This window comes from Pandoraea pnomenusa, from assembly GCF_040391475.1.
In the GTDB taxonomy this organism is placed as follows: Bacteria; Pseudomonadota; Gammaproteobacteria; order Burkholderiales; family Burkholderiaceae; genus Pandoraea; species Pandoraea pnomenusa_C.
Map to the genome: position 1 here is coordinate 12,668 of NZ_JBEBXS010000010.1, position 13,108 is coordinate 25,775.

Genomic DNA, 13,108 nt, shown 5'->3' on the forward strand with positions numbered 1-13,108 from the left:
CAAAGTCCCGCTTATGCAATTCATAATCGGCACAAGCTTTTCTTATGAACCGACGAGGCGCACACTGCCGACAGATCTGCCAGACGCGACCCGGAACGACTGATTCCCGGGTCGCCGCGCCCCTCAACGAATAAGCGTGTTCGAATGTCGTCGTCCTCCCCGTCCTCCTCGTCCTCCCCTTGCGCCTCGTCCAATACGTCGCACGCCGCCCGACGCGTCGGCACCGAACTCGCGCGCTGCGCCTGTACGGTGCGTCCGGTGCGCGACGCCGACCTGCCCGCCATCACGGCGATCTACGCCCACCACGTGCGCACCGGTTCGGCGTCGTTCGAGGAAATTCCCCCCGACGAAGCCGAGATGCGCGCGCGCTGCGCGAAGGTGCTCGACACCGGGTTGCCGTATCTCGTGGCGGAGCACGACGGCAAGGTGCTCGGTTATGCCTACGCAACGCACTACCGCCCGCGCTCGGCATACCGCTTCACGCTGGAAGACTCGGTGTACATCGCTGCAGACGCCACGGGCCAGGGCGTGGGCCGCGCGTTGCTGCTCACGCTGATCGCGCGTTGCGAGGGCGGTCCGTGGCGGCAGTTGATCGCCAACGTGGGCGATAGCGGTAACGCGGCGTCGCTCGCCCTTCACCGCGCGTGCGGATTCGAGCAGGCCGGCACGCTCAAATCCGTCGGCTTCAAGTTCGGCCGTTGGGTGGATACCGTGCTGATGCAGCGCGCGCTGAACGCCGGCGATACCACGCTGCCCGAGTAAGACCGAAGCGTCGTCAGAACGGCGACTCGCGATCCAGTTCCTTGTAATGGCGGAAGATGCCCGTGGTGTTGAACGGGATGCGCCGCGACGACTTCAGATAGGCCGCGACGAGCGGCTCGCGGGCGACAGCATCGCGCACCGCGCGACAGCGCGGGAATGCCTTGGCGAACCCCGACATGGCGCGCGGAAACGCGTAATACAGTCCTTCGACGACCTGAAACAGCGAGAGATCGGCGTATGACATCGCGCCTTCGGAGAGCCAGCCACCGGACTGTGGATTGTTCGTCAGCACGCGCTCGAAATAGCCGAAGTACTTCGGCAAGCGGTACGCGATCAGGTCCGCCGTGCGCTTGCGCGCCTCGGCGCGTTGGTTGCTGTAGTACAGCCGGCTGGCGATCGGGTGGTGCCCGTCGTGGACTTCGGCCACGAGATCGGCGAGCGTAAGTTGCAGTTGATTGACCCAGCGACGCGCGCGTGGCGACTCGCCAACGAGGCCTAGCAGCGGGCCCAGATACGCCAATATGTTCGCCGTCTGGCCGATCAGTTCGTCACCGACCCGCATAAAGGGGGGCGCGTAAGGCGGATCGACAACACCGGGATCGTCCATCGTTTGCATGAGACCGTCGATGCCTTGTCCGGGGCCGTCGCCCTGCACGATCTCCACGTACGGTGTGCCGGTGGCCTCGAAAGCGAGGCGGACAAACTCGCCGCGCCCCTGCAGACCCGGCCAGTAGAACAGTTCGAAGGTCATGCACCCTCCTCAGGCTTACGAAGCGCCCGGCTGCATCTCCACGCGATTCTTGCCCTGTTGCTTGGCGCGGTACAGCGCCAGATCCGCCGACTCGATGAGCGATGTCGACGCCATATGCGTGCGCGGCACCAGCGCCGCACCGCCCAGACTGATCGTGACATGACGGCCATTGGCCGAGCCGACGTGCGGAATCGCCATCGCGTCGATCTGCGCGCGCACCTTCTCGGCAATCGCCGCCGCACCCGCAGCCGACGTGTTCGGCAGCACCATCACGAACTCTTCACCGCCGAAGCGCGCCGCGAGATCGGCCGGACGCGAGGCGGCATCGGCCAGCGTGCGCGCCACGCGGCGCAACACGTCGTCGCCCGCAATGTGGCCGTAGGTATCGTTGTAGATCTTGAAGTTGTCGACGTCGATCATGAGCAACGCCATCTCGCGTTGCTCGCGCAGCGCACGCCGCCATTCCGCGCCGAAGTATTCGTCGAAGTAACGCCGGTTCGCCAGCCCCGTGAGACCGTCCGAGTGCGTGAGGCGCTGCAACTCCAGGTTCGTTTCCAGTAGCTGCTGCTGGCTCTCGCGCAACGCGCGGTAGGCTTCGTCGCGTTGCAGCAGGTTCATGTACGAGCGCGAGTGATAGCGAATGCGTGCGACCAGTTCGATGGTATCGGGCAGCTTGACGAGGTAATCGTTAGCCCCCGCCGCGAAGGCCTCGCGCTTGATCGTCGGCTCTTCCTTCGTCGAGAGCACGATGATCGGAATGTCGCGCGTGAGCGGACTCGCCCGGTACTGACGCACCAGCGACAGCCCGTCGGTGCCAGGCATCACGAGATCCTGCAGGATGACGGTCGGGCGCGTCTGTTCGGCCACCCGCAGCGCATCCTCGGGATTCGCGCAGTAATGGAAGTCGATATTCGCCTCGTTCGCCAGTGCGCGCCGCACGGCTTCCCCGACCATCGCCTGATCGTCGACGAGCAAGACCATGGCCGACGAGTCGTTCAGGCTGCTCTCGGTGCCGATCGGTTGCACTTCGGGTTGGGTTTGGCGTGGCGTTGTCGTCATGATTCGCGTCCTGTCATACGGTTCCAAACAGCGTCACCAGTTGTGGCGCAATGGTCGGCAGCGGCAGAATCTCCGACGCCGCGCCAGCCTCGGCTGCCGCCTTGGGCATGCCGTAGACGGCGCTGGTCGCGCGATCCTGCGCAATGGTGATGAAGCCGCGCGTGCGCATGTCGCCCAGCCCGGCGGCGCCATCGCGTCCCATGCCCGTGAGCAGTATCCCCACGGCGCGCGTGCGCCAGTGTTCGGCCACGCTGTGCAGGAAGACGTCGATCGACGGGCGATAGACCGCTTCCTTCGGTTCGTCGCTATACACGCAGCACCCGGTCGCATCCACCCGCAAATGGCGGTTGCCGCCGGCGAGCAACACCAGTCCCGACGCCGGGCGGTCGCCGGATTTCGCCAGGCGCACCGTGAGCGACGTCTGCTGATCGAGCCACGTGGCCATGCCGGGTGCGAACGCGTCGTCGACATGCTGCACCACGATCACGCCCGCGCCGAAGTTTGCCGGCAGACGGGCCAGCAACGTCGCAAGCGCTGCCGGGCCACCGGCCGAAGCCCCGATGGCAACCAGTGCGTCGGTGCCGGCCGTCGGCGCCGGCGACACCATGCTGCGGCGGGGCTGACGCGCGTCGGCCTGCTGCGCGGCAACGGCGTCGATCTTCGCGAGCAGCGACGCCCCCGGCCGGACCTTGTCCGTGGTGCCCAGTACAGGCGTGTCGACGGCATCTACCGCACCGGCGCCCATCGCATCGAACACCAGGCTGGCGTGATGGCCGACATCCGACGTGACGATCAGGATGGGGCAGGGCGTGCGGCGCATGATCTCGCGCGTGGCCGAAATGCCATCCATGATCGGCATGACGAGGTCCATCAGCACGAGATCCGGCAGCGCGGCAGCGCACATCGCGACAGCTTGCGCGCCATCGTGCGCCACCCACGCGACCTCGAACTCGGGGCGTTGCGCGAGCGTGCGGCGCAATGCCTCCACGGCGATGACCGAATCGTTCACGATCCCGATTCTCATGCTCCCGGCTCCCCGATGAGATCCACGACGGCACGCAGCAACGCGTCGTCGTGGAAGCTGCCTTTCGCAAGGTAATAGTCGGCGCCGGCGTCGAGTCCGCGCTGACGGTCTTCCTCGCGATCCTTGTAAGAAACGATCATGACCGGCAACTCCGCCGTGCGGGCATCGCGCTTGATGAGCGTGACCAGTTCGATGCCATCCATGCGCGGCATGTCGACGTCGGTGATCACCATGTCGAACGTCTCGCTGCGCACGGCATTCCAGCCATCCATGCCGTCGACGGCGACGCTCACTTCGAAGCCGCGCGCCGCCAGCAGTTTGCGTTCGAGTTCACGCACGGTCAAGGAATCGTCGACGACCAGCACGCGCTTGCGCGCGCGCCCGCTCGCCGGCGCCGTACGCACCGGCAATCGTTCGAGCGATCCCATCTCCACGGCCTTCGCAATCGAGCGCACCAGATCGGCGGTGTCGATGATGAGCAACGGTGAGCCGTCTTCGGTCAATGCGCCGGCGGCGATGTTCGGCAACTTGCCCAACCGCGCATCGAGCGGCTGTACGACGAGCATGCGCTCGCCGAGGAATTTGTCGACGGCCAGCCCGTAACTTGCCTCTGCGTCGCCAAAGACCACCACCGGCTGATCGCCGGAGGTGCCCGCCGGCTCGCGTCCGCAAAGCACCTGCTCCGCGCTCACGAGACCGATCTGCTTGCCGTCGAGCGTGAAGTGCGCACGCCCTTCGAGCATGTCGATGCGCGACTGCGGCAGCGCCAGCGTGCGCGACAGGTTCGCGAGCGGCAATGCATACGGCTCGCCCCCGATCTCCACGAGCAGGCTGCGCACCACCGACAGCGTGAGCGGTAGTTGCAGCGTGCACTTCGTGCCAAGCCCCGGCGCATGTTCGATGCGCACCGTGCCACGCACCCGCGCAACCATTTCACGCACGGCGTCCAGCCCGACGCCGCGCCCGGACACGTCCGTCACCGTATGGCGCAGTGTGAAACCCGGCAGCATGAGGAATTCGAGCAACTCGCTGTCGTCGAGCCGCTGCGCGGTCTCGGGTGTGGCCAGCCCGCGCGCGACAACCGCCTGGCGCACACGTTCGATGTCGATACCTGCGCCATCGTCCGCCACGCTCACGAGCAGCAGCCCGGAGCTATGCCGCGCGCTGAGCGTGATGACGCCCTCTGCCGGCTTGCCCGCCGCTGCGCGCTGTTCCGGACGCTCAAGACCGTGATCGACGGCGTTGCGCAGCAGGTGACCCAGCGGCGCTTCCAGTTGATCGAGGATGTCGCGATCGACCTGTGTGTGCGCGCCGCGAATTTCCAGCCGCGCCGGCTTGCCGAGCGAACGACCGAGGTCGCGCACCATACGCGGGAAACCGCCGAGCCGGTCGTCCAGTGGACGCATGCGGCATGCGAGGGCTTCGTCGTAGAGTCGCTGCGAGAGCTGTGTCGAGCGACGGTCGAACTGGTCCAGCTCGTGAATCTGTTCGGCGAGCAGTTGTCCGCCCACACCGAGCGCACGTCGCAGATCGGCCAGCGCAGCGAGTAGTACCTGACCGTCGTCGGCGGCGCGATCCGCCACGCGCCCCAATGCGGAACTCACCCGATCGAGGGCATCGCCCGCGTCGTGCTGGTGACGCTTGAGCCGCAACAATGATTGTGCGAAAGGCTGCGACCAGCGCGACGCTACCAGCGCTTCGCTCGACAGTCGCAGCAGCCGGTCCAGACTGTCGGCAGAAACCCGCAGCGCACGCGATGCGCTCTCCGACCTGTCTTTGCTTCCGTCTGAGTCGCCGTCGCCTGCCAGCGTGTCGCCGAGTCTTCCCCCTGCGTCACCCGACAGCGGCGAGCCGGCAGCCTCATGCGAAACAGCCCCCACAGGGACGTGAGGGACCGGCGTGGCGGGCGTGGCGGGCATTTCCGCCGCAGGCGTTCCGTAGCTGGCATAGTCGAACGCCCCGTCGTCGTCCGGCAGGCGCTGCGGTTCGACACTGCGCGCCGCAGAGCGATCCGCCGTGAGCGTCGAGAGATGGCCGGCGAGTGCGCTGACGTACGTATCGATCTCCGCTTTGCCGGCACCCTGAGCCCAGCCGGGATCGTGACTCGGCGGGTGCGCCAGGCGCATCAGCAGATCGACGCCTTGCAACAGCCGGTCGATGAGCGGCACGTCGATCGTCAGCGTGCCATGTTGCGCGGCGACGAAGGCGTCCTCCAGAACGTGCGCGAGCGCAACGCCGGCCTCCACGCCGACGATGCGCGCCGCCCCTTTGAGGGAGTGCGCCGCGCGCATGCAGGCTTCGAGACGAGACGCATCCGTCGGTGCGCGCTCGAGTGCGAGCAGACCGTCGCCGAGGACCTGCGCCTGCGTCTCCGTCTCCATGCGGAACAGGTCGAGCAGCGTGGCGTTCTGAAGATCGTCGCTCATGCGAGGCTCCGGTCGAACGCTGCGCCAACGCGCAGAGGGTCCAGCACGCCCACGATGCGATCGCGCCAGCGCAGCACGGCGACCGAGAAACCGTCCGATGCGCCCAACGCCGTGGCAGGCACCGTGCCGAGCGCGTCGCTCGCGGGGGTCACCGTGCCGTGAACTTCCGTCACGGGAAACGCGCTCAGATGGTGGCCATGCCGCAAGGCCAGCACACGCGCCGTGCTGGCGCGCAGCGTATTCGACGGCGTGCTCTGTGCCGCCACCGCCGGCTGTACGCCGAGCAAGTCGCCCAGCGACAGGCACGGCACGAGTGCACCGCGCAAATTCACCAGACCGAGCACTGTCGACTGACGATGCCCCGGCAGCGAATGCCAGGCGCGCATCGGCGCCACTTCTTCGATGGCGGACGCTGGAAGCGCGAGCCATTCGTCAGCCAGACGAAAGAGCAGCAGCGAGGTACCGCGCGCCGATTCCTGCGAATTGGCCACAGCGCGCCACGGTGCAGGATCGGCCGGAACTACCGGCAACCGGTCCAGCAACTCGGCGGCTTGACGATGCAGGCTCTGACGGTCGCCACTCGGACCGTTGTCGGGTGGGCGCACGTTCGCGTCGGCACCGGCTTCCGTCGCCGCTTCGAGGGCAGCGTTTTGCGCGAAGTCGTAGTGATGGGTCATCGATGTCGGGCCCCGTGGCGACGGACACGGTCAGGCGCATCGGTCGCGGCGGTAGGGTCGGTGTGCTCGGCCCGCCCGGCGCGCTCGAGCAAGCGACGAGCGCCGTCGGCGTCGCCCCGGGCGTCGAGTTGCGCCGCGCAATGCACGAGCGCCTCGTAGTGACCGGGGTCGAGATACAACGCGCGACGGTAGTGCACGAGTGCGCCCTGGGCGTTGTCGCGAGCGTCTTCGACGAGTCCGAGCAGATATTCCGCCTGCGCATTGGCGCGGTCGGTGCCGAGCACGCTGCGGCACAACGCTACCGCGCGAACGAAGTCGCCGGCGTCGGCCGCCAGATGCGCTTGTTCGAGCTGCGTGCGAACGTCGTCCGACGGGGACGATGCAGACGACGGAGACGAACCGGGCGCTCCAGTCGTCGCGGCTGCCGCCACCGTCGCGTGCGAGGCTGGCGCATTGCGTACGGTATCCGGTGTGCCACGCGGGGCCGACGGGGTGGCACTCGCCGTTGCGGGTGCGGGTGCGGCGGCAAGTGCCGCATGCGTCGTGTGCGTCGTGTGCGTCGTGTGCGTCACATGCGGCAGTGGTGTGTGCCGATGAGCAAAGGCGTCCACCATATTGGCCGGCGGCGACACGTTGAACGTATCGAGCGTGCCGGTGAAGCGCGACGCTGTGGCAACGGGCGTCACGACATCGCGCACCGGACCGGACACGCGAAACGAAAACGCCTGTACGTGGCCCGTGGACGTCAAACCGTTGGTGGTCAACGTGCCGCCTTCGGCTGGTCCGGCAAAGAGCGTGGCGCCCATGCGCATGAGTCGCTCCAGCGCGGCAATCGCTCGCCGTTGTCCATCGCGGTCGAAGTAGATCAGCACATTGCGGAAGAACACGAAATCGAACGTGCCGATGCGTTCGATCAACGTGTCGTCGAACAGATTGCCCGCCTGCCAGCGAACTTGGGTGCGCACGGCGTCGGCAACACGGAAACTCTCGGCTTCCACCGGTGTGAAGTACCGGTCGCGAAACAGCAACGTGCCCGGCGGACCGCGGAACGAATTTCGCCCGTACACGCCCTCGCGCGCCACCGCCAGCGCGCGTTCGCTGATGTCGATAGCGTCGATGGTGAACTCATTGGCCTTGAAACCGGCGTCGAACAGCGTCATCGCGATCGAATACGGCTCCTCGCCCGTGGAACACGGCAAGCTCAACAAGCGCAACGGTTGCGCCTCGCGTGCGGTGCCACGTCGTTCGGCGCGCGCCTCCTGTGCCATCTGCGCCAGCGCCTTGAAGGCGTCGCGATGCCGGAAGAACCACGTCTCGGGCACGACGACGGCCTCGATCAGTGCCTGCAACTCTTCCGGCGACTGTTGCAGCCGTTGCCAGTAGAGCGAATACGAGGGTGCATCCTGTGCCTCGGGCGACAGCGCGGCCAGTCGTGCCCGCACGGCACGCTCGACGGCGTTCGCGCCCAGCGTTTGCGCGTCGAGACCCATCGTCTCGTACAGCAGGCGTTCGATGGCGGCCACGTGGCTCATCGTGTGCCCCCTGCATCCGGGCGTGCCGTTGCGGCGGAGACCGCCGAATCGTCCGTCGCTGCGCAGGACACTTCCGTCGCATCCGCAGCGAGGGCGTCGCGCGCCGCGTCGAACAGCAACGCGCGTGCTTCATCCGTCAGCAACTGATCGATGCGCACCCACTGCACCATGCCCTCGTCGGTATCGAGCACCGGGCCGAGATAGCGGCCCTCGGGCAGGTCGACGCCGCTACGCCGAAACGCCGTCGCGTCGGCACGCAGCGTGTCGGTCGCACGCTCGACGAGTACACCGAGTCGGCGCGCCGCAGGACCGGGGGCCGGGTAATGCACGAGCGCCAGCCGCGTGGAGCGGCGCGCAGGGGCTGCAACGCCGGTGGCCAGTCGCGTCAGGTCGATCACCGGCACGGATTCGCCCCGATAGCTGAACGCCCCGGCCACCCACGGCGGGGCGGCGGGCAGGCGCTTGAGCGCGAGCCACGGCAGCACCTCGGCCACATGGCTGGCTTCGATGACGTAATGATCGGTCCCGATGGCGAAACGCAGGAACAACATGTCGGTGTCCGCGAATGACGAATGAGGCTGATAAGGCGGGTATGGCTGGTGGCGCCGGCCTTGGCGTTATGCCGGCATCACACCAGCCCCGTGGGCGGCGGCGCCTGCACCTTGAAGCGCGATACGCCGCTCTTGAGCCCATTGGCAACGTGATTGAGTTCCTCGATGGCCTGACTCGACTGCTGCAAGGATTCGGCCGTCTGCTGCGCCGCTTCCGAGAGCTGCACCAGCGCCTGATTGATCTGCTCGGCGCCGGTCGCCTGCGCCTGCATGCCCTCGTTGACGACCTGGAAGCGCGGTGGCAGCGTTTGCACCTGCGCAATGATCTGCGCGAGCTGGTCGCCGACCTGACGCATTTCGTCCATGCCGCGACGCACTTCCTCGGCGAACTTGTCCATGCCCATGACCCCGGCCGACACCGCCGACTGGATCTCCTTGATCATCTGCTCGATGTCGTAGGTCGCCACGGCTGTCTGGTCGGCAAGGCGACGGATTTCCGTCGCCACCACCGCGAAGCCGCGACCGTACTCGCCCGCCTTCTCGGCCTCGATGGCCGCATTGAGCGAGAGCAGGTTGGTCTGGTCGGCCACCTTGGTGATCGTCGTCACGACCTGATTGATGTTGCCCGCCTTCTCGTTGAGGATGCCGAGCTTGCCGTTGACCGACCCGGCCGCATCCATCACGTGACGCATGGCGTCTTCCATGCGCGAAAGGCCCACGTGACCGGTGCCCGCGAGCGACGCCGCGTGATCGGCCACGCCCGCGACTTCCGTCATGGTGCGTGCCAGATCGCGTGACGTGGCGAAGATCTCGCGCGAAGTCGCGCCGATCTCGGTTGTGGTCGCGGCCGTCTCCGACGCGGTGGCCTGCTGCTGACGCGACGTGGCGGCGATTTCGGTCACCGACGTGGTGACCTGGAGCGCCGACTTCTGCGCCTGTCCGACGAGCCCGGTCAGTTCGTCCGTCATGCGGTTGAAGCCCGACTCGAGCGCGCCGAATTCGTCGCGGCGCGCGAGATCGAGCCGCTTGGTGAGGTCGCCGGAGCGCATGACTTCAAGAATCTGCATCACGCTCGCGAGCGGCACGCTGATCGCGCGGAACAGCAGCCAGCCGGCCAGGACAGCAACGGCCAGCGCCACACACAATGTAATGAGCAAGGTCGCCTTGGCTGCCGTGACCGCTTCCCCGATGTTATGGGTCGATTCGTCGGCGAAGGTCTTGTTGGTATCGACCAGGCGCTGAATCGCCATGCGCCCGCGCCCCCATTCCGGATACAACTGCTCGGTGAGTGCGGCACGCGCGGCAGGCAATTGACCGTCGGCGGTCAGCTTGAGGATCTGGTTGCTGATGCGGCTGTACTGCTGGCGAACGTTGCGCACTTCGTCGAACTGGGTACGGTCGATGGCCCGGTTGACCGTCGTGCCGTAGCTCTTGAGCCAGCTGTCGATGCGGCCCTCTGCGGCGCGCAATGCGTCGAGATCGATGGCACGGGTTTTGTCGTTGTCGTCGACGGCGACCGCCTGCTGGAGCAACTGGTAGCTCTCGAACCAGGCGCCGCGCAGCATGGTGCTGTAGTAGAGCCCCGGCGTGGAATCGGTCTCCACGTTATTCGCTTCCTGATCGATGGCGGCCAGCCGCGAATAGGCGATACCGGCCATGAGGGCCATCAAGGCGATGATCAGGCCAAAACTGGCCAGAATGCGATGTCGGATCGACCAGTGTTTCACGCCGCGCTCCCGTTCGTTGTTCACGCCCGGTGCCGGGGAGGGCGACGCGGGCCTTTTTTGAGGTTACGCCGATTCTATTACAGCGGCCCGGCCGGGCAACGCCGGTCAGGCCGTGTATTTGGGTTTATTTCTGAATTCGGGCGCGCCCTCTGTCCCGCAAAAGCGCGTCGACGCCCGCGAACAAGCGCTTAGCGAGTGAGTGCTCGCAGCGCGTCGGCGCTCATGGGGGCGAGCGCCAGCGGCGTGGCAGCGGCCGTCAGCGCACGCAGCGACGCCGCGTTATCCGGCGACACGCTGCCATCGGGCAGGAAAAGGTTGTTTTCGAAACCGATGCGAGCGTGGCCGCCCTGCAACACGGCCGCGAGCGCACACTCCGCCTCGCGCGGCCCGAAGGCACACATGGCCCACGGCGTGGCGTCGGCAGCATCGGCCGTCCCGCCCTGCGCCTGTGCGCCGGCTTGCCAGGCCGTCAGAAACGGCAACAGATCCGACGGCGACGACAACTGCCCCTTGCTGTAACGTCCCAGCACGAACAGCACCCAGTGACGTCCCGGGCGAATCGCGCCGCTCGCCCGCAAGCGCCAGTAGTGCGCCACGTCTTCCGTGTCGTACAGGATGTATTGCGCCGTGATGTGCTCCTGCCAGAGCCATTCGAAGAAGGCTTCGGCCGCCGGCGCGTGGGCCGCGTCGGGCGACACCTCGCGCAGCGCCACCGAAATCGCTTCGGGACGCAGCGCGTGCACCGTGGCAATTTGCTGTGCCGGCGTGTAGATCCCCACGGCTTCGGTCGTCACCTGCAACACGAGCGCGTCGCCAACGGCGCGGCGCACCGCGGCGATACCCGCTTCGTAATGCGCGACTTCGAGGCTATGAGTGCCATCGGGCTTGCGCACGTGCAGGTGGATCATGGCGGCGCCCGCGTCCAGACACGCCTTGGCGCACGCACCCAGTTCCCCAGGCGTCATCGGCAGTGCCGCGTGATCGACATGCGTGCGGCGTGCACCGTTGGGTGCGACCGCCAGCGCAAACGCGCGCGTCATGCCGTGGCTCCGGCTTTCACGCCAGTGACATCGGCCACCGCGAGCGCCAGGCGCTCCACGATGCGATCGATGTCGTCCGGCTGGCAGATGAACGGCGGCGCGATCAGCGCGTGATCGCCATGCACGCCGTCGACCGTCCCGCCCATCGGGTAGATCAACAGCCCGCGCTCCTTGGCGGCCGCCTTCAAACGCGCGTGCGTCTTGTCGGCCGTCGGGAGCGTCGCTTTCGTCGCGCGATCGGCCACGAATTCCACGCCGACGAACAGGCCTCGGCCGCGCACGTCACCGACATTCGGATGATCGGCAAAGACCTCGCGCAGTCGCGCACGCAATTGCTCGCCGCGCGCCTTCACGTTCTCCAGCAGGTTGTCCGCGACAATCGTGCGCTGCACGGCAAGCGCCGCCGCGCAGGCCATTGCATGGCCCAGATACGTGTGACCGTGCTGGAAGAAGCCCGAGCCGCCGACGACGGCGTCGAAGATCTTGTCCGAGCACAGCATGGCCCCGATCGGCTGATAACCGGCGCCCAGCCCCTTGGCGATCACAAGGATGTCCGGCACCACACCGTCTTCCTCGCACGCGAACAGGTAACCGGTGCGTCCCATGCCCGACATCACTTCGTCGAGCAGCAACAACACGCCGTACTTGTCGCACACGGCGCGAATGCGCTTGAAGTAGTCACCCACCGGCGGCACCGCCCCGGCCGTGGCGCCCACCACCGTCTCGGCCACGAACGCGATCACCTTGTCGCCGCCAAGTTCGAGGATCTTGGCTTCGAGCTCGTCGGCCAGACGCTGCACGTAGGCGTCGTCGCTCTCGCCCTCGAAGCGCTCGCGATACGCGAAGCAGGGCGAGACGTGATGCGCCGGCACCAGCAGCGGCAGGAACGGCTCGCGTCGCCAGGCATTGCCGCCGATGGCGAGCGCGCCCAGCGTGTTGCCGTGATAGCTCTGACGACGCGCGATGAAGTACTGACGTTGCGGCTGCCCGATTTCGACGAAGTATTGACGCGCGAGCTTGAGCGCGGCTTCCACGCCTTCCGAACCGCCGCTCACGAAGTACACGTGATTCAGGTCGCCCGGTGCACTCGTCGCAAGCATGTCGGCCAGATGCTCGGCGACTTCGGTCGTGAAGAACGACGTGTGGGCATACGCCAGTTGAGCCGCCTGCTGCTGCATCGCCTCGATCACGCGCGGATGCCCGTGTCCCAGACACGACACGGCGGCGCCGCCGCACGCGTCGAGATAGCGCTTGCCGGTGCTGTCGATCAACTCGATTCCCTGACCGCCGACCGCGACGGGCAACGTCTGGCGCGGGTTGCGGTGAAACACGTGAGTCATGCCTGAACCTCTGACAAAGAAATGGGTGCGCAAGGCGGCGACGGCCTTCCTGATGCCTGGCAACCCTTCGCGAACAATGACGCCCAGTGTAGGCGTATCGCCCTGTGTTTGCAACATATGTTTCATGTGTTTTGTCGCCGCAACACTTCCCCCAACCCCATTACCACAAGCGATGTTTCACCGCAGGACAAGGGGATTGGGGAAAGCGCGTGCGCGTTC

At 66.7% G+C, this 13,108-nt stretch carries 11 protein-coding genes; 1 reads left to right on the top strand and 10 read right to left on the bottom strand.

Going from position 1 to position 13,108, the window contains the following annotated elements; all coding sequences use genetic code 11:
- Window positions 1–144: 144 nt before the first annotated feature.
- Window positions 145–762: a GNAT family N-acetyltransferase gene (locus tag ABWO90_RS12470; RefSeq protein WP_353191554.1), complete on the top strand. Its 618-nt coding sequence runs from the start codon at window positions 145–147 to the stop codon at window positions 760–762.
- A 13-nt stretch (window positions 763–775) separates the two neighbouring features.
- Here the strand turns inward: ABWO90_RS12470 and ABWO90_RS12475 are convergent, their stop codons facing one another.
- The 10 genes from ABWO90_RS12475 to ABWO90_RS12520 all read right to left on the bottom strand — a co-directional run bounded on the left by ABWO90_RS12475 (window position 776) and on the right by ABWO90_RS12520 (window position 12,889).
- Window positions 776–1,513 (bottom strand): glutathione S-transferase, encoded by a 738-nt coding sequence (locus ABWO90_RS12475; RefSeq protein ID WP_353191555.1) that lies wholly within the window; start codon window positions 1,511–1,513, stop codon window positions 776–778.
- Between the two features lie 15 nt (window positions 1,514–1,528).
- Window positions 1,529–2,572: a diguanylate cyclase gene (locus tag ABWO90_RS12480; protein WP_502922599.1), complete on the bottom strand. Its 1,044-nt coding sequence runs from the start codon at window positions 2,570–2,572 to the stop codon at window positions 1,529–1,531.
- A gap of 13 nt (window positions 2,573–2,585) precedes the next feature.
- The gene (gene cheB / locus ABWO90_RS12485) at window positions 2,586–3,596 is read right to left on the bottom strand and encodes a chemotaxis-specific protein-glutamate methyltransferase CheB (RefSeq protein WP_353191556.1); all 1,011 of its coding nucleotides are present in this window, start codon (window positions 3,594–3,596) and stop codon (window positions 2,586–2,588) included.
- Entirely contained in the window at window positions 3,593–6,022 is a 2,430-nt protein-coding gene (locus ABWO90_RS12490; protein WP_353191557.1) for a hybrid sensor histidine kinase/response regulator, read from the bottom strand. The genes cheB and ABWO90_RS12490 overlap by 4 nt, the downstream gene beginning before the upstream one ends.
- Window positions 6,019–6,699: a chemotaxis protein CheW gene (locus ABWO90_RS12495; RefSeq protein ID WP_353191558.1), complete on the bottom strand. Its 681-nt coding sequence runs from the start codon at window positions 6,697–6,699 to the stop codon at window positions 6,019–6,021. The genes ABWO90_RS12490 and ABWO90_RS12495 overlap by 4 nt, the downstream gene beginning before the upstream one ends.
- Entirely contained in the window at window positions 6,696–8,231 is a 1,536-nt protein-coding gene (locus ABWO90_RS12500) for a CheR family methyltransferase (protein ID WP_353191559.1), read from the bottom strand. Before ABWO90_RS12500 ends, ABWO90_RS12495 begins: the two co-directional genes overlap by 4 nt.
- A complete protein-coding gene (locus ABWO90_RS12505) occupies window positions 8,228–8,782 on the bottom strand; it encodes a chemotaxis protein CheW (RefSeq protein ID WP_353191560.1) in 555 nt (184 codons plus the stop codon). Before ABWO90_RS12505 ends, ABWO90_RS12500 begins: the two co-directional genes overlap by 4 nt.
- Before the next feature lie 77 nt (window positions 8,783–8,859).
- A complete protein-coding gene (locus ABWO90_RS12510; RefSeq protein WP_502922600.1) occupies window positions 8,860–10,533 on the bottom strand; it encodes a methyl-accepting chemotaxis protein in 1,674 nt (557 codons plus the stop codon).
- A 164-nt stretch (window positions 10,534–10,697) separates the two neighbouring features.
- Window positions 10,698–11,549, bottom strand: a complete 852-nt coding sequence (locus tag ABWO90_RS12515; protein WP_353191561.1) for a beta-keto acid cleavage family enzyme — start codon at window positions 11,547–11,549, stop codon at window positions 10,698–10,700.
- A complete protein-coding gene (locus ABWO90_RS12520; protein WP_353191562.1) occupies window positions 11,546–12,889 on the bottom strand; it encodes an aspartate aminotransferase family protein in 1,344 nt (447 codons plus the stop codon). Before ABWO90_RS12520 ends, ABWO90_RS12515 begins: the two co-directional genes overlap by 4 nt.
- Between the last annotated feature and the right edge of the window lie 219 nt (window positions 12,890–13,108).

Coding starts and splice junctions, on each gene's coding strand:
- ABWO90_RS12495 (WP_353191558.1), bottom strand. CDS start 6,699: ATGACCCATCACTACGACTTCGCGCAAAACGCTGCCCTCGAAGCGGCG.
- ABWO90_RS12520 (WP_353191562.1), bottom strand. CDS start 12,889: ATGACTCACGTGTTTCACCGCAACCCGCGCCAGACGTTGCCCGTCGCG.
- ABWO90_RS12475 (WP_353191555.1), bottom strand. CDS start 1,513: ATGACCTTCGAACTGTTCTACTGGCCGGGTCTGCAGGGGCGCGGCGAG.
- ABWO90_RS12490 (WP_353191557.1), bottom strand. CDS start 6,022: ATGAGCGACGATCTTCAGAACGCCACGCTGCTCGACCTGTTCCGCATG.
- ABWO90_RS12515 (WP_353191561.1), bottom strand. CDS start 11,549: ATGACGCGCGCGTTTGCGCTGGCGGTCGCACCCAACGGTGCACGCCGC.
- ABWO90_RS12470 (WP_353191554.1), top strand. CDS start 145: ATGTCGTCGTCCTCCCCGTCCTCCTCGTCCTCCCCTTGCGCCTCGTCC.
- ABWO90_RS12500 (WP_353191559.1), bottom strand. CDS start 8,231: ATGAGCCACGTGGCCGCCATCGAACGCCTGCTGTACGAGACGATGGGT.
- cheB (WP_353191556.1), bottom strand. CDS start 3,596: ATGAGAATCGGGATCGTGAACGATTCGGTCATCGCCGTGGAGGCATTG.
- ABWO90_RS12480 (WP_502922599.1), bottom strand. CDS start 2,572: ATGACGACAACGCCACGCCAAACCCAACCCGAAGTGCAACCGATCGGC.
- ABWO90_RS12505 (WP_353191560.1), bottom strand. CDS start 8,782: ATGTTGTTCCTGCGTTTCGCCATCGGGACCGATCATTACGTCATCGAA.